25 protein-coding genes are annotated in these 22,326 nt (G+C 34.6%); 18 read left to right on the forward strand and 7 right to left on the reverse strand.

Translation table 11 applies throughout. The features are described 5' to 3' along the window. Positions 1–11: 11 nt before the first annotated feature. From WD055_01150 to WD055_01170, 5 genes are all read left to right on the forward strand, one after another. Positions 12–242, forward strand: coding sequence for a hypothetical protein (locus WD055_01150; protein ID MEX0848817.1), 231 nt, complete (start codon positions 12–14; stop codon positions 240–242). A gap of 236 nt (positions 243–478) precedes the next feature. Continuing rightward, entirely contained in the window at positions 479–2,455 is a 1,977-nt protein-coding gene (locus WD055_01155; protein ID MEX0848818.1) for a sodium-translocating pyrophosphatase, read from the forward strand. Positions 2,456–2,648: 193 nt separating this feature from the next. Further along, the gene (locus tag WD055_01160) at positions 2,649–3,863 is read left to right on the forward strand and encodes a hypothetical protein (GenBank protein MEX0848819.1); all 1,215 of its coding nucleotides are present in this window, start codon (positions 2,649–2,651) and stop codon (positions 3,861–3,863) included. A gap of 128 nt (positions 3,864–3,991) precedes the next feature. Further along, positions 3,992–5,263, forward strand: a complete 1,272-nt coding sequence (locus WD055_01165; GenBank protein MEX0848820.1) for an exo-beta-N-acetylmuramidase NamZ domain-containing protein — start codon at positions 3,992–3,994, stop codon at positions 5,261–5,263. An 11-nt stretch (positions 5,264–5,274) separates the two neighbouring features. Then, on the forward strand, positions 5,275–6,507 hold the full coding sequence (locus WD055_01170; protein ID MEX0848821.1) for a DUF1343 domain-containing protein: 1,233 nt from the start codon (positions 5,275–5,277) through the stop codon (positions 6,505–6,507). 4 nt (positions 6,508–6,511) lie between these two features. On the opposite strand, the gene WD055_01175 is transcribed toward WD055_01170, so the two are convergent. The 3 genes from WD055_01175 to WD055_01185 form a co-directional block, all read right to left on the reverse strand. Further along, complete coding sequence (locus tag WD055_01175) at positions 6,512–6,832, reverse strand: hypothetical protein (GenBank protein MEX0848822.1); 321 nt, start codon at positions 6,830–6,832, stop codon at positions 6,512–6,514. 85 nt (positions 6,833–6,917) lie between these two features. Continuing rightward, positions 6,918–7,589 (reverse strand): superoxide dismutase, encoded by a 672-nt coding sequence (locus WD055_01180; GenBank protein ID MEX0848823.1) that lies wholly within the window; start codon positions 7,587–7,589, stop codon positions 6,918–6,920. 127 nt (positions 7,590–7,716) lie between these two features. Beyond that, positions 7,717–8,124, reverse strand: a complete 408-nt coding sequence (locus WD055_01185; protein ID MEX0848824.1) for a thioredoxin family protein — start codon at positions 8,122–8,124, stop codon at positions 7,717–7,719. 728 nt (positions 8,125–8,852) lie between these two features. Between WD055_01185 and WD055_01190 the strand changes: the two genes are divergently transcribed. The 6 genes from WD055_01190 to WD055_01215 all read left to right on the forward strand — a co-directional run bounded on the left by WD055_01190 (position 8,853) and on the right by WD055_01215 (position 15,331). Further along, entirely contained in the window at positions 8,853–11,447 is a 2,595-nt protein-coding gene (locus WD055_01190) for a ribonucleoside-diphosphate reductase subunit alpha (GenBank protein ID MEX0848825.1), read from the forward strand. An 18-nt stretch (positions 11,448–11,465) separates the two neighbouring features. Then, positions 11,466–12,464 carry a ribonucleotide-diphosphate reductase subunit beta gene (locus WD055_01195; protein ID MEX0848826.1) on the forward strand — a complete coding sequence of 333 codons (999 nt, stop codon included), beginning with the start codon at positions 11,466–11,468 and terminating at the stop codon, positions 12,462–12,464. Between the two features lie 168 nt (positions 12,465–12,632). Beyond that, positions 12,633–13,271: a hypothetical protein gene (locus tag WD055_01200; protein MEX0848827.1), complete on the forward strand. Its 639-nt coding sequence runs from the start codon at positions 12,633–12,635 to the stop codon at positions 13,269–13,271. A gap of 62 nt (positions 13,272–13,333) precedes the next feature. Further along, entirely contained in the window at positions 13,334–14,440 is a 1,107-nt protein-coding gene (locus WD055_01205; GenBank protein ID MEX0848828.1) for an ankyrin repeat domain-containing protein, read from the forward strand. 46 nt (positions 14,441–14,486) lie between these two features. Further along, positions 14,487–14,810 carry a hypothetical protein gene (locus tag WD055_01210; protein MEX0848829.1) on the forward strand — a complete coding sequence of 108 codons (324 nt, stop codon included), beginning with the start codon at positions 14,487–14,489 and terminating at the stop codon, positions 14,808–14,810. Positions 14,811–14,926: 116 nt separating this feature from the next. Beyond that, positions 14,927–15,331 carry a hypothetical protein gene (locus WD055_01215; GenBank protein ID MEX0848830.1) on the forward strand — a complete coding sequence of 135 codons (405 nt, stop codon included), beginning with the start codon at positions 14,927–14,929 and terminating at the stop codon, positions 15,329–15,331. Between the two features lie 81 nt (positions 15,332–15,412). On the opposite strand, the gene WD055_01220 is transcribed toward WD055_01215, so the two are convergent. After that, a complete protein-coding gene (locus WD055_01220; GenBank protein ID MEX0848831.1) occupies positions 15,413–16,021 on the reverse strand; it encodes a hypothetical protein in 609 nt (202 codons plus the stop codon). A gap of 392 nt (positions 16,022–16,413) precedes the next feature. Between WD055_01220 and WD055_01225 the strand changes: the two genes are divergently transcribed. The 3 genes from WD055_01225 (at position 16,414) to WD055_01235 (ending at position 18,745) form a co-directional block, all read left to right on the forward strand. After that, positions 16,414–17,304: an ankyrin repeat domain-containing protein gene (locus WD055_01225; protein MEX0848832.1), complete on the forward strand. Its 891-nt coding sequence runs from the start codon at positions 16,414–16,416 to the stop codon at positions 17,302–17,304. Between the two features lie 87 nt (positions 17,305–17,391). Next, positions 17,392–18,018, forward strand: coding sequence for an ankyrin repeat domain-containing protein (locus WD055_01230; GenBank protein ID MEX0848833.1), 627 nt, complete (start codon positions 17,392–17,394; stop codon positions 18,016–18,018). Positions 18,019–18,031: 13 nt separating this feature from the next. Beyond that, positions 18,032–18,745: an ankyrin repeat domain-containing protein gene (locus WD055_01235; GenBank protein ID MEX0848834.1), complete on the forward strand. Its 714-nt coding sequence runs from the start codon at positions 18,032–18,034 to the stop codon at positions 18,743–18,745. Here the strand turns inward: WD055_01235 and WD055_01240 are convergent. Continuing rightward, positions 18,734–19,138: a thioredoxin family protein gene (locus tag WD055_01240; GenBank protein ID MEX0848835.1), complete on the reverse strand. Its 405-nt coding sequence runs from the start codon at positions 19,136–19,138 to the stop codon at positions 18,734–18,736. The two genes, WD055_01235 and WD055_01240, sit on opposite strands and share 12 nt — an antisense overlap. A 179-nt stretch (positions 19,139–19,317) precedes the next feature. On the opposite strand from WD055_01240, the gene WD055_01245 reads away from it, so the two are divergent. Genes WD055_01245 through WD055_01260 form a run of 4 tightly spaced genes read left to right on the forward strand, consistent with a single transcriptional unit; the run spans position 19,318 to position 21,181 of the window. Next, entirely contained in the window at positions 19,318–19,851 is a 534-nt protein-coding gene (locus WD055_01245) for a hypothetical protein (protein ID MEX0848836.1), read from the forward strand. A gap of 20 nt (positions 19,852–19,871) precedes the next feature. After that, positions 19,872–20,414: a hypothetical protein gene (locus WD055_01250; protein MEX0848837.1), complete on the forward strand. Its 543-nt coding sequence runs from the start codon at positions 19,872–19,874 to the stop codon at positions 20,412–20,414. A gap of 52 nt (positions 20,415–20,466) precedes the next feature. After that, positions 20,467–20,946: a hypothetical protein gene (locus tag WD055_01255; GenBank protein MEX0848838.1), complete on the forward strand. Its 480-nt coding sequence runs from the start codon at positions 20,467–20,469 to the stop codon at positions 20,944–20,946. A 46-nt stretch (positions 20,947–20,992) separates the two neighbouring features. Continuing rightward, positions 20,993–21,181, forward strand: coding sequence for a hypothetical protein (locus WD055_01260; GenBank protein ID MEX0848839.1), 189 nt, complete (start codon positions 20,993–20,995; stop codon positions 21,179–21,181). A 54-nt stretch (positions 21,182–21,235) separates the two neighbouring features. Here WD055_01260 and trxA read toward each other — a convergent pair whose 3' ends face one another. Both trxA and WD055_01270 read right to left on the reverse strand, forming a co-directional pair. After that, positions 21,236–21,616: a thioredoxin gene (gene trxA, locus WD055_01265; GenBank protein MEX0848840.1), complete on the reverse strand. Its 381-nt coding sequence runs from the start codon at positions 21,614–21,616 to the stop codon at positions 21,236–21,238. Positions 21,617–21,705: 89 nt separating this feature from the next. Next, complete coding sequence (locus tag WD055_01270; GenBank protein MEX0848841.1) at positions 21,706–22,173, reverse strand: thioredoxin family protein; 468 nt, start codon at positions 22,171–22,173, stop codon at positions 21,706–21,708. Positions 22,174–22,326: the final 153 nt, after the last annotated feature.

A 22,326-nucleotide genomic window follows, 5' to 3' on the forward strand; every position in this document is an offset into this window, starting at 1 on the left:
ATGGGGGGATGATGAAAAAAGTAATTATTGCGATGTATATATCGATTTCTATTTTTGCGAGCGATGAGTCAAAGAAGTCTTTATCTTTTTCTGCTCCGGAAGATTCTCGGCCTGTCCAGGATAGTTTATTAAAAAATTGCATTGCTCCAACACCTACTAACACCCCAAATCATTCGCCACGTAATTCAATATCTCAAACAGAAGTTAATGTCGCAACGATTTGTGTGCTGAAAAAAAAATAGACGTGTGCTTGTAAAGAAGGATCTATTTTTTATGCAAATTAACAATAAGTTTTGATCACCTTGTCACCAAGTGAAAAATGGTTTTCATATAGAAAAATTATACCTATGAGTTTTTTAATGATTCTAGGCTTATCTTTTATGCTGGAATATTGACTTTACAAAGTTGTCTGTCGCCAGTAATATAAACTATTATCGTGAAATAAATCCGTTTTATTAATTATCTAGTTGGAGTTTTTATGGACATGACCCATTATGTAGCTTTATTTGTTGGAGCTGCAGGTTTAGGATTGCTCGTTGTAGCAATACTGTTAGCAAAGATTAATGCAATTGCAGTCACTAATGACAAAGCACGGAATATTGCTCAAGCAATTCGTGAAGGCGCAATGGCATTCTTACGCGAAGAATATCGCATCATTTTAATTGTTGTTGCATTAGTAGCAATCGTTTTGGGTGTTTTCATGTCTCCAAAAGCAGCGGCTGTTTTTGTGGTTGGTGCATTATTTTCTATGACGGCCGGCTTTATCGGTATGCGTGCAGCAACTGATGCAAACGTTCGCACCACTATGGCTGCAAAAGAAGAGGGCGAACATGCTGCTTTTCTTGTTTCTTTCTTTGGTGGCGGTGTTATGGGATTTGCTGTTGCGAGTTTCGGGCTTTTTGGTTTGGGCACATTGCTCTATCTCTTTTCTCATGAAGTTGACTTTGTTAATTACATTACCTGTTTTAGTTTGGGTGCAAGTTTAGTTGCCTTTTTTGCTCGTGTTGGCGGTGGTATTTATACCAAGTCTGCTGATGTTGGTGCTGATTTAGTTGGAAAAGTTGAAGCGGGTATTCCTGAAGATGATCCAAGAAATCCAGCAGTAATTGCTGATAACGTTGGTGATTGCGTAGGTGATACTGCAGGTATGGGTGCAGATATTTATGAGTCATATGTTGGCGCAATGGTTTCATCAACTATTTTGGCAATAAATGCATACGGTATGGATTTGCCTTATGTTACTTTGCCCTTGATGTTATCTGCAATCGGTTTGGCAAGTTCAGTTGTCGGTTTATTTTCTAACTTGATTTTCAAAGCAGAACCATCTGCAATGTTGCATAATGCAACCTATATTTCTATCGGCTTGTTTTTAGCTGTTTCAGGTTTCTATATTAATTTTACCGGCTTGGGTATGCATTTCTTTGGTTCAATTGTTTTAGGTTGTATTGCAGGAATTGCAATCGGTTTAATCACTGAGTATTACACTGCAGGTAAACCGGTACGTGATATTGCTGAAAGTTCACAATCAGGTGCTGCAACAAATATTATCACCGGTCTTTCTGTTGGTATGGAGTCAACCGTTATTCCTGTTGTATTGTTAGCATTAACTATATTATTAGCATTTCAATTTGGTGGTGGCCTGTTTGGTGTTTCATTGGCTGCAGTTGCAATGTTGGCAACAGTTGGTATTTCTATGACAGTTGATGCTTATGGCCCAATTGCAGATAATGCCGGCGGTATTGCAGAAATGTCAGGATTTGGTCAATCAGTGCGTAACATTACCGATAAACTGGACGCAATTGGAAATACAACTGCTGCAATGGGTAAAGGCTTTGCAATTGGTTCGGCATTATTAACTGCACTTGCAATGTTCTCAGCATATGCAGAAGAAGCTCATATTGCTGTATTGAATATTTTAGATCCATTTGTATTGGTTGGTGTTTTTATTGGTGGAGCGATGCCATTCTTAGTTTCTGCGCTTACCATGCGTTCAGTGAGTGATGCAGCATTAAAAATGGTAATGGAAGTTCGTCGTCAATTTAAAGAAATTCCAGGAATCATGGAAGGCACAGGCCAACCTGATTATCGTCGTTGTGTTGAAATCAGTACAAAAGCATCACTTAGAGAAATGGTATTGCCGGGTATGCTGACTGTGTTTACACCAATTTTAATGAAATACACTTTAGGTGTTGAAGCTTTAGGTGGTTTCTTGGTTGGTGCAACTGTATGTGGTGTGCTACTTGCTCTTATGATGGCAAATGGTGGCGGTGCATGGGATAATGCAAAAAAATATATCGAAGCCGGTGCTTTAGGTGGTAAAGGTTCAGATGCACACAAAGCTGCAGTTGTTGGTGATACTGTTGGTGATCCGTTCAAAGATACATCAGGTCCTGCATTGAACATCTTAATTAAATTGATGTCAGTTGTTTCATTGTTACTTGTATTGATGAAATAAATCGAATTAAAAAAACAATAATAAAAAGCCTCGACTGTAAAGTGTCGGGGTTTTTTATTATTTAAAACTATATAATTATAGTACATTAAGTTGAAGTAATAGTTTTATAAAAATATATTAATTAAAGTTGCGATCTATGATTTCTATCTTCAAGTATTATTCAAAATGTTTTGCATTATTATTTTTATGCTTAATGCACACGTTTGCTTTTTCGGCAGATCCATTGGCTGAGGCAACTTCTTTGGTTGCAAAGTTGTCACTAGAAACACCGGAAGATTTTATGCGGCATTTGCGCGCATGTGAAGCGGGCAGTGGTCATGATTACGTAACGAAATTTGATTATAAAGAAAGTATGGGTGATCATGACAGATTTCGTGAATTAGTGCCGAAATATTTTGATTATTTTTGTACTTTAGCATCAAGTATTAAGTTGAGTGATGAGCAAAAATTGCAAGCTCCTCTTGTGATGGTGCCTTATTTTATGTGTTTGAAAAATGGTTCACAAGAAAATAAGGATAAAGTTGTTCAAGAAGTGACTAAGAAAATTAATTATCATAATTATACGGTTGGCCGATTATTATTAGCTGCTCTTTGCTATACAGGTGCAAATATGAATGATAAGGGTTTTCTTTGTCTACCGGCTAGCTGGGCTTTATTGTGGAGTGATTATTCTTTGCTTGAAAAGCTGTTGTGTGTAGGTGTTGATCCTAACTGTAACCGTATCTGTTTGGCGAGAGTCGAAACGGTACAGATGGCAGATCTTCTGCTCAAATACGGAGCTGATATTTATCAGCAACATCAAAAGGAAGATTTGATTGATTATTTGTGTAGTTATCTAGGTCGTGATGCAGATCCGCGTCTTATAGCATTATATTTGAACTATATTCCTTTGGATGAAACAAATGGATTTGGAAAAAAATGGTTTAATTCGCTTGCGCGATCTTCAAAAGATTTATCCAAAGACTTGATTATTAGAATCAAGTCCTTGTTGCCTTTTGGTTGCCACTATGATGAACAGGAAATAGAAAATATAATTAATAAAGATTTTTTGTTAGATGATGGAAAAAAAGAAACATTTAAAAAGATATTTCATGATGCTTTCGATCAGGATAAAAAGAAGAAACAAAATCTTGTCCGAGGATTACACAATCGGCAAATAACCGGTCGGCGCATGCATTCAGCTAAAGTTAATATGCATTCAGTGCGTGAGCGAGCAATGATATTCCATGATGAACTGAGGCAAGAAGTTGAAGAGCCAGAGTCTTTGTGGGGAATAATAGTCCGTTGTTGGCGTATTGTAGCAGAAGGACCTGAAGCTGTAGCTGCAAGGGAAGAGCGAATACGAGCATCTGCATGGCAGGTAGCGTTAATTGATGGAGATGATTCCATGTTAGATGAACTTTTGTAAGAAATAAATCATAAATAGCTTTTCTTATTCTAAATAGAAAATATATTGATTTATAAATTAAATAAATGATACTCTGAATCTGAAGATCTAAAAAAATGTGAGGGATGTAGGTTAATCGAGGAAGAGTAATGTTCAGGGGGGTTATACTTTTATTTAATCAATGTTTTGAATTGGCAAAGATATTTTTTATTATATCTATTGTCTGCTTTGCTCCGCAAATTTTGTTTCGGGAGCATAAAAAACCTGCGCCAACTCTATTGGGGAAATCAACTAATGGTGCATTCAAATTAGGCATTGAAAACGTTACCGCTGAATATATATCTCAAATCTGCGCCGGTAGGGCACCTCGTATTGGATTAATAACGCAATATGGTTCACATGATAAAGCTGAAAATATAGTATTGCTCAAGAGCAAAGGTATTGAGGTTGCTCAGATTTTTTATCCTACATATGATTATTTTTCTAATGATATTATAGATGTCGGTCTAAAGAGTTTAAATAGTTCTATCCCTTCATGTGTGATAAAAAAAGATGGTTTTAATGACGAATTAAAGGATATCAGTCTGTTGCTTATTGATTTGCAAAACATAGGTTTGGGATGTGTGTCTTCAATATCATTGTTGTTTCAAGGGCTTTCTGCTGCTGCAAAAGATAAAATTCCGGTTGTCGTTTTAGATAGACCTAATATTTTGGGTAATAAGATTGAAGGCTCCTTGCTAAGTAATGCCGGCCTTAATGCACAAGTTCCTTTGCGTTATGGGATGACCGTTGCAGAGTTAGCGCATTATTATAATATGCATATTCTGCATAAAGAGGCTCAGTTGCATATCGTGCCGATGCATAATTATGATAGGCTTGCTGTCAGGCAGGAAATAGATGTAAATGTGTTACCTAAAATAAATAATATAACGACTGCTTGGGGTTTTAGTGTGTGTGGTATTCTTGCACAAGTAAAACCGTTTGATGTTGGTCTTGATACTGATAATCCATATCGATGTATTGCATTGCCTAAGTCGGTCATCTTTCCTGAACAGAAATGGTATCAGTTACAAGTTGTGCTTCGTGATGTTGGTATCGATAGTTCTATATGTCGCTATTACAGTAAAAAGAAAAAAGAGTCATGTCGTGGTTTGCGCTTGTATATTGAAGATATGAATACAGTTGATAGTTTTCAACTTTTATTGACTACTTTAGAGTTTTTCAAGCGTTCAGGAGTGATTTTACATTTTACGGATGATTTTGATCAGGCTGTGGGTAGTACTCTTGTGCGTAAATACATACAAGGAAAAATACCAAGACATGTATTGGCGCAGAGCGTCAATCAAGGATTAGAAAATTTTTATCGTAAAGCATTTGGTGCATTTATGTATCATCCATTGCCTCAAGTCGTTTTAGTATGAGGTTTTTTGATATGAAAAATATTTTTATTTTTTTATTTCCATTAAATATCTTTGCCTTTAGATTAGGTATAGAGAATATGTCATCCGATTTTATTCGCCAATTGGGTCAATCACCTGTTGGGATTGTTACCAATCAAACGGGAGTTGATCAACGGGGTAAACGTACCATTGATATATTGTTAGAAAAAAAACTTAATATAAAAGCGGTTTTTGTTCCGGAGCATGGGCTTGATGGAACTATAAAGGCAGCATGCACCGTTGAAAATGGTATTGACAAAAAAACCGGTTTGCCGGTGACAAGCTTGTATAAACATGGGTCAGGTTATATTCCCTCTAATGTTTTTAGTGAGATAGATGCAGTTATATTTGATATGCAAGATGTGGGTATGCGTCATTATACTTATATATCAACTCTGTATACGGTAATGGAAGCGGCCGCTCGGGATAAAAAAAGGATTATAGTATGTGATAGGCCAAATCCATTAGGCAATGTTATGGAGGGGCCAATATGTGATGCAGCGCTTTGCTCGTTTATTGGTATTGCGCAAATTCCACTACGGCATGGCATGACAATTGGTGAGTTAGCACAACTGTTTAACAATAAATGCTTAAAACAAAAAGTTGATTTGCATGTATTGCCGCTTGCAGATTATCAGCGTGATATAAAGTTGCAAACATTACAAGCGCATCTTTCTCCTAATATTAAAACATTGTCATCAGTGCATGGTTATAGTTTTCTGGGTTTATTAGGGGAAATAAAGCCATTTGATGTAGGTGTTGGTACACCGTCGGCATTTCAAGTTATTACATTGCCTGAAGAGCATACAGTTTCTTTACGTGCATGGGAAAATCTTCAAAAAGAATTGCAAGAGTTTGGCATTTATTCAAAGCGTTATAGTTATTATCACAAACAAAAAAACAGATCGTTTGCCGGTATAGCATTACAGTTTAAAGATATTAATGTTGTTTTCGGTTTTAAAGCATTGTTATCGGTTTTATCTTGGACAAAAAAAGAAAATATTCCGGTTAATTTTTCGCCATATTTTGATAAAGCGATTGGCACCAAGGAGGTGCGCGTGTGGTATAAAAGCGATCAAATGCAAGATGTATTGGCAAAAAAAATAACAAAAGAGTTGCATGAATTTTTGCGTGTAAATGAAGATGTTTTGCTCTATCAGTCGGTTCCTAAGGTGGTCAAACGAGATGTTTTAGATGCTTTTCTTTTGCCTTATTGTGTACTATGACTTATTAATCGGTTACAAAACGGAATGTAAGTTTGCCATGTGTTTTGTTGGTTTTTGCTGAAACATATGCGACTTTTTTTATCATATCATTAAAACGCACAATCCATTGATCAAGCTGTGTGTCAGATGACAAAGAAGGTGTATATAAATCTAGCATGCAGTCCATAATATATTGCCAAACTTCTTCATTAACATCATGGTCTTTAGATACTTCAAAAATAATCTGAACTTTAGATGGATTTTTTTGTCGGATATCTTCTTTTCTATTTTGTGATGCAAATAAACTGCAAGTAAATAATGATAGGCATAATAGTGTATATTTCATGTTTCATTCCTTTTTTTATTATACAGTGAACATATAATTGTGCACTATAACAAAAAAAATATGATAGTAAAAATAAATATAAATATTACTGTTGTGTTTTTGTATAATAGTTCTGAACTTGTGGCCAGTTAATAACATTCCACCAAGCAGAAATGTAATCACCACGTTTATTTTGATATTTCAAATAATATGCATGTTCCCATACATCAAGGCCTAAGATAGGGATTAATGTTGGTGATAGCGGTGAGTCTTGATTGTGTGTTGCAATAACTGACAAGTTTCCTTTTTTATCGGCGACAAGCCATGCCCATCCGCTGCCAAAAACAGTTTGTGCTTTTTTATTGAACTCTTCTTTGAACTTTTCAAATGAGCCGAATGTTTTATTGATTTCTTGAGCCAATTTCCCTGACGGCATTTTTTGCGCATTAGGTTGCATCATTGTCCAGAATAGGCTGTGATTGAAATGTCCACCGCCTTGATTGCGTACTGCTGCGCGTACATTTTCAGGTAATGCACTTAAATTACTGAGTAACTCAAAAAGTGTTTTGCTGTGAAGGTTTTTATGCGGCTTAACTGCTGTATTTAAATTATTCACATAGGCTTGGTGGTGTTTATTGTGATGAATCTGCATTGTTTCTTTGTCGATGTATGGTTCAAGCGCATCAAAGGCATAAGGTAATTTAGGTAAGGTAAATGGATATGTTGCTTGATAAATGGGCGCAATAGTTTCCGTGCTATTTAGTTGTTTAGTTTTCATTTGTTGTGGACATTGTGTGCATGGACTTTCTGCAAGACAAAGTGAAGTGAGTAAGCAAAATAGGCTTAACAATTTGTTCATAGAGGGTTCCTTTTTTTTGGGTAGTCTTTTGTTAAGCCTAGCAAAATTATTGAGATTTTGAATCAAAATGTTCGTGAATATCTTTTTCAAACGATTGTGCAAAATCTCTTTTGCGTGGAATCTCTTTTTTTTGTCCATTTTTTACGAAAAATAGTTTTGGCACACCGTTGACTTTCCATTTTGGGTAAATAGTTTGGTTTCCTTTTGTATCGGTGTTTATTCCCAAAAAGATGATTTTATCTTTGCGATCTTTGTTTGCTTTATCAGATATTTTTTTGTAGTCGGATTCGATTGCTCTGCAATGAGGGCATCCGGGGCGATAGAATTTGATGACTACATGTGGATGTTTTAGTTTGTTATCGAGATCTTGTTGTCCGTCAATTTCAATAACCTTTGCTTGTGTTACTGAAGACATGAGCGAAAGTAATGAAATTATGTATAGTTTTTTTATCATAATAGGCTTCCATTTATAAAGGGTTATATAGTGCAAATATATCATGTAGCTATTATGCGGTGTCAATGGAAATGTATTGATTTGAGTTTTTTACATTTATGTATTTGCATAAGATGGGTTAGGTTTTTATTTAAGCTTTTACTGTTTGTCATGCTGTTTTTTTTCTTCTTGACTTGTTTGTTGCATGAGTGTAATTTTTTTAAAAAAGAAGATGTTATTAAAGCAAAAAGAGCGGATTAAATAATCTTTTTCTTTTGAAAAAAGTTAAAAAAGACATTACAATACTTATATTATAATGCATTAGTATTGAGTGTGAGATTTCTTGAAATTTCTGTTAGCTTTTTTTTTTTAATTCATGATATATCATTTTTTCTCTACGGTTATTATTTTGATGTTTATAAAGAGATCGTTTTTTACAATTAAACGGTCTGCTTATCGACTGTTTTTGGTTTTGTGAATCATACAGTTTGAATTTTTTGTCGCGATTAAGGTTGCAAAAATTTTAAAATATGGTTAGCAAATTTTTTTAAAAAACAGTTGATTCTACATGCTTAAACGGTTACCATATCAATATGCCCCGATACAGATTTTTTCTTATAGTAACTTATTTAAAATTTACTTTTTAGGCAAGAAAAGGTGCGGATTGGAATTTGAATTGAATTCGTTAGGGGGGCGTATACGAAAAATTATAGTGATTGGTTGCTATTTTTAACACTGAAAGGGTTGCTATGGATCTGGAAAAAAAAACGAGTTTGAATGCCTTACAATTCGCTTCGTTATCATCTTCTGTTGAATCAAATGTAACAGGCGGTATAAAAAAACAGTTATATGTTATAAAACATGACGGAAGCCGTGAAGCTTTTGATGTTAATCGCATTTATAAAGTAATTGCTTGGGCGAGCCAGGGGCATGAAGATGGTGTTAATCCTGATACTATAATGCAAGAAACTATTCGTAACGTGTATGACGGTATTAATACTTCAGAAATATCAGAGGCGTTGATTTTAGCGGCAACTGCTTTTATTGAAAAAGATCCTGCATATGGTTATGTTGCAGCGCAGTTATTGTTAAAAAAGTTGTTCATTGAAGTTACCGGCGTTCCAATGGATTACGCGAACAATGAACAAGCTTATCGTCAATCATTTATTAAAAGTATTAAGCAAGGTGTCGAACGGAATGTTTTTGACAAGCGATTGGCTGAATTTGATTTAGAGCATTTAGCGCAAGAATTATGTTTGGAAAATGATCGCTTATTTTATTATATGGGTTTAAGAACGCTTTATGAGCGTTATTTGATTGCGCAAAAAAATAAACGTACTGAATTGCCCCAAGTGTTTTGGATGCGTGTTGCAATGGGTCTTTCAATTGAAGAAAAAAATAAAACTGAATGTGCAATCTCTTTCTATCGTTTAATTTCTTCTCTTTCTTATGTGCCCAGTACGCCAACATTATTGCATGCAGGCCTTAAGCGTGCACAATTAAGTTCATGTTTTTTAACTACAGTATCTGATGATTTGCATCATATTTTTAAATGCATTGGTGACAATGCACAAATGGCAAAATGGTCAGGTGGTGTTGCTAATGATTGGACACCTGTTCGTGCAACTGGAGCGTTGATTGAAAGTATCAATATCGAAAGCCAAGGTGTTATTCCGTTTTTAAAAGTGGCAAACGATACAACAGCTTCAATCAATCGTAGTGGGCGTCGTCGCGGGGCATCAGTTGTATATCTTGAAACATGGCATTATGACATTGAAGATTTTCTTGATTTGCGTAGAAACACCGGTGATGATCGTCGTAGGACTCATGATATTAACACCGCAAATTGGGTACCTGATTTATTCATGAAACGTGTGCAAGAAGATGGGCAATGGACATTATTCTCACCGGAAGAAGTGCCTGATCTACATGATCTTTATGGATCAGCATTTGAACAGCGTTATGTTGCATATGAAAAAATGGCAGAAAAAGGTAAAATTCGTTTGGCCAAAACAATACCGGCAAAGCAACTTTGGCGAAAAATGTTGAGTAGGTTATTCGAAACGGGTCATCCGTGGATTACATTTAAAGATTCTTTCAATGTCCGTTCACCACAGGATCATGCAGGTGTGATTCATAGTACAAATTTATGTACTGAAATCAGTTTAAATACTTCAGCTGATGAAACAGCTGTGTGTAATTTAGGTTCTATTAATTTATCGCAGCATGTTGTAGATGGTGTATTGGATAAAGAAAAACTGGCTAAAACAGTAAAAACTGCAATTCACATGCTTGATAATGTGATTGATATTAACTTTTATCCAATCAAAGAAGGTCAAACTTCAAATTTACGTCATAGACCAATTGGTTTGGGTATCATGGGCTTTCAAGATGCATTGTTCAAAATGGATTTTGCTTTCGATGATGAGCGTGCATTAACATTTGCTGATGAAACTATGGAATTTATTTCGTATCATGCCATCTTGGCATCATCAGGTCTTGCAGCTGAACGGGGTGCATATTCATCATTTAAAGGATCTAAATGGGATCGCGGCCTTTTGCCTTATGATACTGTTTCATTGCTTGAAAAAGAGCGTAACGTAGCGATTGAAGTGAATCGTGATAGCAAGCTTGATTGGACTCCTGTACGTGAATCAATCAAGAAGCATGGTATGCGTAATTCAAATACTATGGCAATTGCACCAACTGCTACAATTTCAAACATTGCAAACTGTTATCCATGTATTGAGCCAATGTATAAAAATCTGTATGTGAAATCGAATATGAGCGGTGAATTCACTGTATTAAATCAATATCTTGTGCAAGATTTGAAAAAGACCAATTTGTGGAATGAGCATATGCTTGATCAACTGAAATATTATGATGGGAATGTGCAATTGGTTCCGGATATTCCACAACAGATAAAAGATAAGTATAAAGAAGCATTTGAAATTGATCCTGAATGGTTAATTGAATTGACTGCAGTGCGCGGCAAATGGATTGATCAAAGTCAATCACATAACGTGTTTATGCGCGGTGTGTCAGGCAAAAAGCTGAATGATATTTATCTAAAAGCATGGCGTTGCGGTTTGAAGGCAACTTATTATTTGCGTACACTTGGTGCAACACAGATTGAAAAATCAACATTAGATGCAAAAAAGTTTGGCTTTACTCAAAAACGTGATCATTCTGAAAATGGTAAACAAGAAGAGTCAGTAGAGGTTAAAGTTACATCAGTAGAACAAGCATTGCCTCAAGAAGATATTGCTTTGAACAATGGACAATCAGACAAAGATGTCATGTGTAGCATTCTCAACGGACCTGAATGCGATTCATGTCAATAACAAGGAAAAATAAATAAAATGGCTAGAATTATTAACGATTCAAAAACTGATCCAAATAAAATATTGCCGATGAGCTATTTGTGGGCACGCGAACATTATAAAAGTGGTGTGGCGAATAATTGGACACCTGAAGAAGTTTCTATGCAACAAGATGTTGAACAGTGGAAATCAAAAGATGTGCTTTCAGATACTGAACGGCGTTTGATTTTGTGGAACTTAGGTTTTTTCTCAACGGCAGAATCATTAACTGCAAACAATATTGTATTGGCGCTTTATCGACATGTCACTAATCCTGAATGTCGTCAATATTTGTTGCGTCAAGCGTTTGAAGAGGCGATTCATACTGATACATTTATTTACTGTTGTGATTCACTTGGATTAGATCCGGATCTCATGTATAACATGTATGAAACCGTTCCTTCTATCAAAGCAAAAGATGATTATGTTGTTAAGTTGACTAAATCGGTTTTTGATCCGAATTTTAGCACTCAAGGATCAGAAAATACTCAAAAATTTGTACGTGATCTTATTGGTTACTATGTGATTATGGAAGGTATTTTCTTTTATGCCGGTTTTGCTATGATGCTTGCATTAAAGCGTCAAAACAAAATGGTTGGTATTGGTGAACAATTTGAATATATTATGCGTGATGAAAGTATTCATTTAGCTTTTGGTTGTGATTTAATCAATACCATTAAAGCAGAAAATCCTGAAATTTGGACTGAAGCATTTCAAGCAGAAGTTACTGAGCTTATAAAAGAAGCGGTGATTTTGGAAAAAGCCTATGCGCATGATGCATGCCCAAAAGGATTGCTTGGCATTAATGCTGAACAGTTTAGTGAATATGTGGAATATATCACCGATCGTCGTTTGGAACGTATTGATCTCCCAAAAATATATGGTAGACAAAATCCATTCCCATGGATGTCTCAAGCTACTGATTTGAACAAAGAAAAGAATTTCTTTGAAACCCGTGTGACTGAATATCAAACAGCAGGATCTCTCGATTGGGATTAACTGGATTTGAAAAATAAAAAAAGGCGCAATAGCTTAGGTTATTGCGCCTTTTTTTGCGTAATTGTCGGTTTTACTATAATCTTAAATAGTGTTGTTAAGCCTTTATCTAAAGGCCTTTTTTTTTCAACTTAAGTTTTATGGTATTTTTTTTATGATGGGGTTTATTCTATGAGACATCTGTTCGCTTTTGTATTGTTACTATATGCGCATGTTAATTTTGCAATGTTCACTGTTTTTCCGACCTTAAAAAATGGTATATGTGCTCAAGCTGGCATGCGTGCTTTTTCTCAATCTGTTTATTCACAGTTTCCAAATCTGTTAGATCGTTTTCCATCAGAAGACCGGCGCTATATGCAACAGCGAGCAGAGTATTATAGGCAACTGTTTATAAAAGATCAAACGCGCCAGAAATGGGGAAAACAAGGAACCTATACAATATGGGGAGCTTTGAATTTGATTAAAAATAATGTAGACGAAGAAGTTATTAAATTTCTTGATGTATCTTTTTTAAGTAAGTCGTTGCCTTTAAGGTATCAATTAGATTTTGGTCGTGGAACTTTGAGTCTTGAAATTCTTAAACTTGCTTTGGATTTTGCAAAGTATAAAAAGATAGGGAAAGAGATGGATATGGCTGAATGTAATAAAGAGCATCTACAGACAGTTGATGAGTTAGGTTTGCGTACCGATTATGCTCATGTTCCAAAAAAAGCATTGGATAATGCAAAAAAAACATGTGATTATGTAAAAGAATATATTGAGATGTTTAAACAAGAATTATTAGAGACGCAAAAAAAAGACCGATTGTAAATAAGCTTTTTTATCTATTTTAAAAAATGTTATCTCTTTGTAACTTGTATAGAGGAGTCATCATGTTTTATTTATATTATTTTCTATCTGCTTGTTTATGTACATTGGCTACACAATGTATGGATGATATGAATGATAAGGCTGTGGATAGTATATTGTCGAGTGATGCATGTTTTTCGGCTTATATGCCTTTTGATTCTTTAGGCCAAGATTCAGACAGTAGCGATAACGTTAGAAAAAATGAATTAGCTGAAAAGGGATCATTACATCCTCTGTGTATAGAATTAAAAAATAAAAAGTTAATAAATTATAGAGAATTTCCTAAATATATTATGGGGAGGTTATACAGAGAATTTATCTTAGATAGAACCATTGATGTTTTAGATACAACAGTAACCGATGAACGAGGTTTTACCTTTTTGCATTATGCAGCTATGACAAATGATGTGTCGGTTACAAATGATCTATTGATTAGGCATAATGCTGATATTGATGCATGCTCACATACTGGAAATACTCCTCTTCATACAGCAGTGGCAGTTGGTGCAACAAGTGTTATTTCATCCTTACTATATTATGGTGCTGTTCCTAATGCGCAAAATAATGCAGGTGATACACCTTTACATATTGCTGTCTTGCATGATCGAGATGATACTGTATTAAATTTATTAAAACGCAAAGTTCAAGCAGACGCAAAAAATAACTTAGGTGAGACACCATTATTTTATGCTGCACGTAGAGGTCATGTTAAAATTGCACGTTATTTGGTTTGTTATGGTGCTGATGCTGAAAAGAAAAATAAATTTGGAAAGACGATATTTGATGGTATTCATCATCAGAAAAAACGTGAAAAGTTTAAGAACGATATGCTGATACGGACACCTTTACATCTTGCTGTTTTGCGGGAGGATTTGCAAGAGGTCCAACGCTTATTGGAAAAACATGCACATGTGGATGCAAGAGATATTTATAGAGAGACTCCACTTTTTTATGCAGTGCGCCAACGTAACGCAAAAATAGTTGCGCATTTAATTTATGGTCAGGCTGACACTGTAGCAATGAATAAAATGCACCAAAAGCCGTTTGAAATTATTATTGATCTGGTAGAACGAGCTCAATTTAAAGAAAATATACTTGTAGAGTGTAATAAGATATATTCGCAACAATAGAGTTGTACAATGAATAGTTAAATTTTTTACAAAAAGGAAAAGTAGTATGTTTAATAAAAAAATATTATTTTTAAATTTGTTGTTATCTATAGCAGGTATTTGTGCAAGCGATGTAAGTAAATCTAAGAGGGGCAAAGCTCCTGAAGTGAGTGTAGAAGATCAAATCAGGCAACAACTGATGAGAGTTACGTCTCGTAATCCAAAATACCAAGAAGCTTTGACTACTGCTAAAACATTGGCAGTTGTAGAAAAATCGAGAAATCCGGATGCGAGTCCTTTTGTGCGATATGTTGCTTGTATTCCTATACAGCATAAAAGTATGTGGGAAAAGGTGGCAAGGGCGCAGGAAATGATGAAATCAGGGCAATAGGCGTATTAATTCAGGTTGAATTAATTTTTTGTGTGTAGTTTTTATTGTACTTTATCTAATTGATTTTTTGTAGTATTATTGTCATAAGATGTTTTTAACTCTAAATGGAGATCCTTATGATAAGAACAAACAAAATAGCTGTTTTAGCTTTATTGTGTTTAGCGTTGCCTGCAGTAGCATGCAAGATTAAGCTGGTTAATGATAGTACTACTTATGATAAAAATGTGCGTGTATTGGTTAATGATGAATCAGCAAAAGATCTTAAAGAAGGCGTCATCAGTGGCCGTACGTTACGTAGATTAGATGCTAGAAAAATTAAGCCGTGCGCAAAACGTGACTTGGGAAGTAAATATAAATTGAACCAATTTTATGTGTATGAAAAAGTCAGTAAAAACCAATATAAGCTTATCGCTATTGTTGGTCAAACCGTTCAAGCAGGTAAAGGGCAAGAACTGTTAGTAAATCTTTCAGATTTGAAAGCTAACAATGTTTCTCCTTTATTGAAAGTAACATTGAAGTAAAAGAACCTATTTGGATTTAGTTAAAAAGGGCTTGCTAAAACAGCGAGCTCTTTTTTTTTGTTTCTTTATTTAAGTTCAGATTTATGTACCCATGATAATTGCAGCTGCAATAGCACCTCCGGCTGTTATTAAACTACCGAGTGTAGTAACTATTGCAATCTTGTAATTAAGGCGCGCTGTTTCAAGCTCACTCTCTTTTTGGCCAATAGTGGTTTCATGTGTAGTAATGGTTTGATTTTGTTCATTATGCTTTGCTTCTACAGCTTTAAGAAGTTCAGTAATCATTTCCGGTGTAACGATTTGAGTTAGAACATTGGGATCTATTTTTCGTGTCACTGGGTTAGATTTTTTTTTGATTATTTCATTTTTTTTATTTAATTGGCCAATGAGGCTATTAAATTTAGGTTTATCTTGTTCTTTTAGATGCTCTAATCGTTCACGTAATATGTCGGTGCAGAATTTATTGCCGCATATTTTTCCATATAATGCCTGAGTGTATACTTGTGCATATTCAGAAGTACCTACTAAAAATTCTTGAGTATCATCAGCGACATCGACTGGCAGACTTGTAGCAAAATCATCTAACTCAATTTCAATAGCTTCATTTTTCGTGGCAACTGTTCTATCACTTGCCGATATGTGTGTACAGTATAAAAAACTTAAAATTGTAAAAAATAAGAATGTCATCATTAATCTCCTTGTTCTTTAGTGATTTTATTGATACAACAGTTATGTGTTTTAATACAAGATAAAAAGAAAATCGCATCTTTAACCTGTATAATCAGAGGTGTTTGTATGAAAAAACTATATTTTTAAATTATCGTATGCAATGCAGTTGCGCTACAAGCGTTCATGCCTTTTGCCCCTTATGGGATGCCCAAGTCATCCAATTGTAATTTTTATGTTACTAAAAAAAGAAGCGCTGTAAAAGTATTTCTTTACTTTTTTAATCATAATCTGTTTTTATTGTTCAGATGAATAGTATTTGTTTATCTCAAATATATTAGGTTTTTTGGTTTATATACGAGCAAGAAAATATAAAGAAAGATATTTTCTATAATAGTCGATCAAAAGGATTATTGATGTTCAATATTATAATAGGAATGAGTATCTTTTTTTGTTTATATTCCTATGCTGCACAACAAGAAGCACAATCTAAGTCATTAAGAGCACAAATTATTGAGCAAGTTGCTAAAGATATCGATAACTATAATCTTGATGAGTTGCCGATTTGCTTAAAGGATGAAATTGCTGAGACTCACTTGCAACATGAGCTGGAGCAAAAAATGTTGTCAGTGCGTAAAGAAAACTGCTTTATAGAAAAACATCAAAAAGCTACATGTATTCTGAAGCTACTTGCCAAAGGTGCAAGACTTGAAAAACTGGATGAAAAAGTAAAAAACTATGAAATCGCGATTTTATTATTACAACTGATAAAAACAAAAATGTTGGATTATCAACAAAAAATTACTGCATTAAATGCTTGTATGCATATAAAAAAAGATTTAAAAGATGCAACCAATGCACATCTGCTTGCGCATGCAGTTTTTTATGATCAAAAAATTATTCCGGCATTGCTTTATTTTGAGATTAATGCAACTGAACCTGTTACGTGTATTGAGCATCACCAAGCTCAAACGCCACTACATATTGCTGCTAGAGTTGGTGCAATGAGCGTTGTACGTAAGCTTTTAAAGTATGGAATTGATCCAAATATATTAAATTTTTCAGAATCTACTCCGCTACATTATGCTTCGGTTTTGGATAAATATGAAATAGCAGAATTACTTATTTCATATGGAGCAAAAGTTGACGCACAAAATATGGATGGGCATACACCTTTGATGTTAGCGCAACCATATCCTCGCATGTGCGCATTATTGCAAGGAGCACACAAAAGAATCGAAAAGCGAACAGGTTCGAGCAGCGCATGTCAAATTGAAGAACGACCAAAAAAACGATCACGCGAATGAAAGCAAAAAAACATCCTTGTTTTTTTGCGGATCTATCTTATATGCTCTTTATGTTAAAGTCTCATGTTAAAAGAAGGGGTTTTTGTCATGAAAATTTTTTTTGTTGTGTATGCATTGATGTTTTGTTTATTTATGAGAGCAGCCGATACAGATGAGGTAAATCAAACACTTTCTAAAGTGATAACTCGGTTTGATGTGCAAAGCCAAGAGTCTATGCAATGTTTTTTAGAGCGAGTTGATTTGTGCATGGCTTATGGGGCAACGTTTGAAAAAGCCAAAATTGATATTAATAAAAAATGTGGTAGTCATTCATTATTTGAACTTGCGATTTTACACAAAAGATGGGGATTGGCAACAAAACTTGTGGATCAAGGAGCAGGTGATATGTTTACAAGGGATGCTTGTTGTCGTGATGTTTTGCATTTAGTCGTTAATGAGGGACAGATTGAATTACTGCAAAGATTGCTCGATAAAGATAGAACTCCTGATCCTCGTGATCAAGTAGGCGAAACGCCATTACACTATGCTGTTAGAGTTGGCAATCCTCAAATAGTTGAACTATTATTAAGAAAAAGAGCGAATAAATTTGAGCATAGTAATGCGTTGTTAACCCCAGGAATGTTGGCTCAAGAGTTGAAGCAAAAACAGGCTCATGTTGAGGATGTATCTAAATATGTTCAAATAATGGAATTATTTAAAAAAGTATATCTGTAAAGGAGATTTACAAATGCGCAACATTGTTTTTTGCTTGTTTTTGTTTAGTAATATATGCATACAGTCTGCTGATAATGATATCAATCAAATACTAGATAGTTTTGTACAAGCGGAGACGAACGAGGAAATTAATCGTCAGTTGAGTTTATTGCAAGAGAAGTTATTAAAGATAAAAGATGTGTCATGTGATGTTAATGTGTTGAATAAAAAAACAGGAATCTGCTTATTGCATTATGCTTTAGGTCGTGGTTATAAACGGTTATTTGTAGAAGCTTGTGATAAAAAATGTGCAGATTTCAATGTATACGAACAAGGTAGTACAGGAAAAAAGCCATTTTTGTATTGGCTGGTTAGGCAACCGGATGGTTTTGTGAAATTAGCATTGAAATCCGGTGCTGATCCTGAGCTAAAAGATGCTGATGGGCAGAATGCATTACATATTGCCAGTTTTTGTGGTAAAACAGAAATCTGTAGAATGTTTTTAACGAACTATAAAATGCCTGTAAATGAAACATCAAACTATGGCGCAACTCCATTGCATTGTGCTTCATATTTGGCACATACTGAAACGATCGCATTGTTGCTCAAGCATGGTGCTAGAAAAAATGTTCAAGATTATATGCTGGAAGCATTTCCAATTGATTTTTTGCATATAGGGTTTGATGCTTTGTCTGATAATAGTCCTATAAGTAAACGTTTTGCTCAGGCTATTGCATTACTTAAATGAATTCAAATGTTGTTCCATTTGTTTGACCGTCATATTGCCATTGTTGCTACCGTGTGTTTTTATTGTTTTACCATTTTGTTTGTATATTACTGTTGGATAGGTTGAAAAACCGTAACGTGATTTATACGAGTTATCACTGCCAACGTTTACGACAATAAATTGAGCTTTGTTTTGGTTATTTTGTGCAAAAGTACGAAATTTTGGATTTAGATATGAGCAAAATGGACACCCTGTTCTACAAAACATAATGACCGCTTTATCTTGTGCATGTTTATCAATTACAGTAGTTGGATTTTGGATGCCACGAGTAGATGCATTTAGTGTTATTAAACTTTGGTAAGTGAACGTGGCGTTAGAGCAGATGATCATACTGATCGCTATTAATTTTTTCATGAGTATTTATTCCCTATAATATATATAGCTATTAATTACATAATATCAAACTGCTCTTATTTTAGCAACAGGGTTTAAAATATTCTATTTGGAAATGTTTTGCTAACAGAAAGTCTTGAGTTTTCGATATGTTTTTGTATAGTTTCAAGGTTAGAAATATCAAGCAAGAGGGGTGCGATATGTTTAAAATATTATATGGTTATTTAATGTTATTTTGTGTGCTAGTATGTGGTTTTTATGCGTATGGTGCAGATAATTTGGAAGTTGTCATTGTTGGAACTGATGGAAAACAAGAGCGTAGTGATTTTACTGAGATTGAGTTAGGAGACATGCCGGATGTTTCTGTTTGTATAGATGATATGGGTATTTACGTTCCGCATAATCCATATATTTCTCAAAAAAAGCGTAGCAAAATTATGGCTCAAGTCTTAGATGATTTCAAAACAAAAAAACCTGAAACCTATCAAAATTTGCATTGTGTTATTAGAACAAGAAAAGATAATGTATTGCGTGGGTTTGAAGTGCAAGTTAATAAAGAGCAATTAGAATCGGTTGTGGGTTATTTTGTTAAAAAAGTACTCAAAAAAGATATTGAGGTTCTTGGTCGTGAAATTCAAAGAGAAAAAATTCGAAAAGTTGTAACGGGATTGGTTTCGGCAGGTGCAGCGGCTGGCCTTTCTGCATTGATTGCATATTTAGGTTCATTATGGTGAAAATATATTAAAAGGAGAAAATGATGAAGAGAGTTGTATATTGTTTTTTTATTTTTGGGGTTGCACATCTGTTTTGTGCCGATAGTCAGGAATTGACGACTAATGATCCTCTTGCGGCTGAAATTGGTTTAACATCAGATTTACCTTTATTGATTGAAGATAATATTGCGCAGTTATTATCTAAGCATTTACCAAAAGGTAGTGAGCTTAAGCGAAAAGATATAAAACATCAGTTATTACAGTTATCGTCAGAGAGTGCAGATGATGCGCATGTATTATTAGGGAGAATTGTAAAACGTTCAGAAGGTGATAAAGACATTGGTACACGCGCTCAATTGATATTGTATTTGTTGAGTAGTCAAAAAAGTCTCAGTAACGCTCATATTACAAAATTAAAGGGAGAATTACAAAAAAAAGATGAAGAGTATCAGCAGGATTTAGAGCAAAAAGAAAGAATATATACACATATATTATCACAGAAAAATGTTGAAAATTGGACCTCTTTGTTTCTTACTGCAGTGATTACCGGGATATTGACTTGGGGATTTGGCGCAAACTGTTAATATCTCAATCTGTGAAAGTTTAATAGATTGTTTTTTTGAAAAAGGGGGAGTTATGAAAAAAATTTTATTATTATTGATGATTCCTTTATTTGTTTTTACAGCTCAACAAGATGGTATGAAAGTTTCATCATTTACTCAAGCAGCTGCACAAAAATTAATTGATAGTCAGCCGGTAAATGAAAAAAGAATAATAGATCAGCATATTTTATCAACTGCGTTGCAGAGAACTACTTTAAACCCTCATATACGTAATGCTATAAAAGATGAAGGAAGGATAAAAGCATTATATATGGAGCCTAGAGCTGAATTAGGAGGGAGTGCTCTTTTACTTTTGCATGCATTATCAGATGAATTAGATGATCATCAATCTCAAATGCGTCGTTTTAAATTAAAACTACAGATGAAGAAGGAGCGACGAGAGAAGCAAGAAGCAGAATGGATAAAAAAAAGTAGATGGTATATTGCGACTGTTATCGGTTCATCAGTTACATGTTTTACCATCGGGTTGGTTTTAAATGGTATGTGCTGTTAGATTATTTGGAGGTTATAAAATAGAAAAGAAATGTATTTTGGTAGTAATGATTTTATCAAATGCGCCTTTTGCAGCTGATTTAATGGAAGTGATCGTTGATGGTTCAAGGAGCGGATCTCATATATCGGCAGAGTCGGGGGCAAGTAGTGCTATAAGTAATCCATTGCGTTTGAATTTGTTTGGAATGCTTGTTGGTGAGACTGGTGCAGTTGTTGTTATCGTATCAATTTCTTAAATACACATATTGGGATGCATTGAAAATGCATCCCAATCTTATTTTTTTATTATATTATCCAAAATGTTTTTTGATTTTTGTTTTAATGTCATTTGGTAAATTGCCGGTTACCGTGTCGATACGTTTACCATCTTTAAAAAACAGGATACTTGGCAGGCTACGTACTTTAAATTGTTGAGATATTTCTTTATAGCTATCAACATTAACTTTGATAAATGTTACCTTGCTGCATTCATTTGATAAGCTAACAAACTTTGGTGCTAGACTTTTGCAAGGTCCACACCAATCGGCATAAAAATCAACGACAACGTTGCCTGTGCTAATTTGTTTATTAAATGCTTGTAATGCAGATTCATTTCGTGTGGCAGAAAAGTGAATCACTTTTGCATTTACGGTAGAAATTATTAATGCACTCATGAGTAATAGTCGTTTCATATCTATTCCTTATGGATAATGATTAAAAATATATTGTGATCTATATTTGTTATGTTTAACATTTATCGAGTAAATTGCAATACGAGTCGTTATTGTCCGAAACTTGCATTCATTATTTGTTCAAATGCCTCTTTATGCATGCCACCGTCTATTTGATCTACTATAGCACCATCTTTAAAGAGATAAAATACCGGAACGCCTTGTATGGCGATATGTTTTCCGGCAACATCAAATCCATTTGCAAGGTCTGTGAACTGGTCGATATCGACTTTTACGAATGAGATATTTTCATATGTATTTGAAAGTTCATCAATGATAGGAAGCATCATTTTGCATGGAGGGCACCATTTTGCATAGAAATCAACAACAACGTTGCCTTGAGCTACATGCTTACGCAGAACTTTCGGAGCATCTTGTTTATTTTTTACCATATCTTGTAAATGTATACTTTTGCTTGGTTTTCGATTTTCTTGTATAGTTTCTTGTTTTTCTTGCCAGCATCCTGGTAGCATTATCGCCGATACTGTTAGCAAACAAGAGATGATTTTTGAGAGCATTTTGCATCCTTTCTTTTATTTTTTTTAAAGTCCCTATGTTAAAATATCATGTATGAGTAGTTTGAAGCAATAAAAAAACAAGTTTTGAGTTTAAGTTACCCAGATTCAACTCTGAAGTGCATAATTTAAGATAATAAAAAAGGCCAAGTGAAG

It is taken from the genome of Candidatus Dependentiae bacterium (genome assembly GCA_040878395.1).
In the GTDB taxonomy this organism is placed as follows: Bacteria; Babelota; Babeliae; order Babelales; family Vermiphilaceae; genus JAKBEL01.

What these genes read in the sequence shown, in the direction of transcription:
- WD055_01150 (MEX0848817.1), top strand. Translation starts at nt 12, where the DNA reads ATGAAAAAAGTAATTATTGCGATGTATATATCGATTTCTATTTTTGCG.
- WD055_01155 (MEX0848818.1), top strand. Translation starts at nt 479, where the DNA reads ATGGACATGACCCATTATGTAGCTTTATTTGTTGGAGCTGCAGGTTTA.
- WD055_01160 (MEX0848819.1), top strand. Translation starts at nt 2,649, where the DNA reads ATGCACACGTTTGCTTTTTCGGCAGATCCATTGGCTGAGGCAACTTCT.
- WD055_01165 (MEX0848820.1), top strand. Translation starts at nt 3,992, where the DNA reads ATGTTCAGGGGGGTTATACTTTTATTTAATCAATGTTTTGAATTGGCA.
- WD055_01170 (MEX0848821.1), top strand. Translation starts at nt 5,275, where the DNA reads ATGAAAAATATTTTTATTTTTTTATTTCCATTAAATATCTTTGCCTTT.
- WD055_01175 (MEX0848822.1), bottom strand. Translation starts at nt 6,832, where the DNA reads ATGAAATATACACTATTATGCCTATCATTATTTACTTGCAGTTTATTT.
- WD055_01180 (MEX0848823.1), bottom strand. Translation starts at nt 7,589, where the DNA reads ATGAAAACTAAACAACTAAATAGCACGGAAACTATTGCGCCCATTTAT.
- WD055_01185 (MEX0848824.1), bottom strand. Translation starts at nt 8,124, where the DNA reads ATGATAAAAAAACTATACATAATTTCATTACTTTCGCTCATGTCTTCA.
- WD055_01190 (MEX0848825.1), top strand. Translation starts at nt 8,853, where the DNA reads ATGGATCTGGAAAAAAAAACGAGTTTGAATGCCTTACAATTCGCTTCG.
- WD055_01195 (MEX0848826.1), top strand. Translation starts at nt 11,466, where the DNA reads ATGGCTAGAATTATTAACGATTCAAAAACTGATCCAAATAAAATATTG.
- WD055_01200 (MEX0848827.1), top strand. Translation starts at nt 12,633, where the DNA reads ATGAGACATCTGTTCGCTTTTGTATTGTTACTATATGCGCATGTTAAT.
- WD055_01205 (MEX0848828.1), top strand. Translation starts at nt 13,334, where the DNA reads ATGTTTTATTTATATTATTTTCTATCTGCTTGTTTATGTACATTGGCT.
- WD055_01210 (MEX0848829.1), top strand. Translation starts at nt 14,487, where the DNA reads ATGTTTAATAAAAAAATATTATTTTTAAATTTGTTGTTATCTATAGCA.
- WD055_01215 (MEX0848830.1), top strand. Translation starts at nt 14,927, where the DNA reads ATGATAAGAACAAACAAAATAGCTGTTTTAGCTTTATTGTGTTTAGCG.
- WD055_01220 (MEX0848831.1), bottom strand. Translation starts at nt 16,021, where the DNA reads ATGATGACATTCTTATTTTTTACAATTTTAAGTTTTTTATACTGTACA.
- WD055_01225 (MEX0848832.1), top strand. Translation starts at nt 16,414, where the DNA reads ATGTTCAATATTATAATAGGAATGAGTATCTTTTTTTGTTTATATTCC.
- WD055_01230 (MEX0848833.1), top strand. Translation starts at nt 17,392, where the DNA reads ATGAAAATTTTTTTTGTTGTGTATGCATTGATGTTTTGTTTATTTATG.
- WD055_01235 (MEX0848834.1), top strand. Translation starts at nt 18,032, where the DNA reads ATGCGCAACATTGTTTTTTGCTTGTTTTTGTTTAGTAATATATGCATA.
- WD055_01240 (MEX0848835.1), bottom strand. Translation starts at nt 19,138, where the DNA reads ATGAAAAAATTAATAGCGATCAGTATGATCATCTGCTCTAACGCCACG.
- WD055_01245 (MEX0848836.1), top strand. Translation starts at nt 19,318, where the DNA reads ATGTTTAAAATATTATATGGTTATTTAATGTTATTTTGTGTGCTAGTA.
- WD055_01250 (MEX0848837.1), top strand. Translation starts at nt 19,872, where the DNA reads ATGATGAAGAGAGTTGTATATTGTTTTTTTATTTTTGGGGTTGCACAT.
- WD055_01255 (MEX0848838.1), top strand. Translation starts at nt 20,467, where the DNA reads ATGAAAAAAATTTTATTATTATTGATGATTCCTTTATTTGTTTTTACA.
- WD055_01260 (MEX0848839.1), top strand. Translation starts at nt 20,993, where the DNA reads ATGATTTTATCAAATGCGCCTTTTGCAGCTGATTTAATGGAAGTGATC.
- trxA (MEX0848840.1), bottom strand. Translation starts at nt 21,616, where the DNA reads ATGAAACGACTATTACTCATGAGTGCATTAATAATTTCTACCGTAAAT.
- WD055_01270 (MEX0848841.1), bottom strand. Translation starts at nt 22,173, where the DNA reads ATGCTCTCAAAAATCATCTCTTGTTTGCTAACAGTATCGGCGATAATG.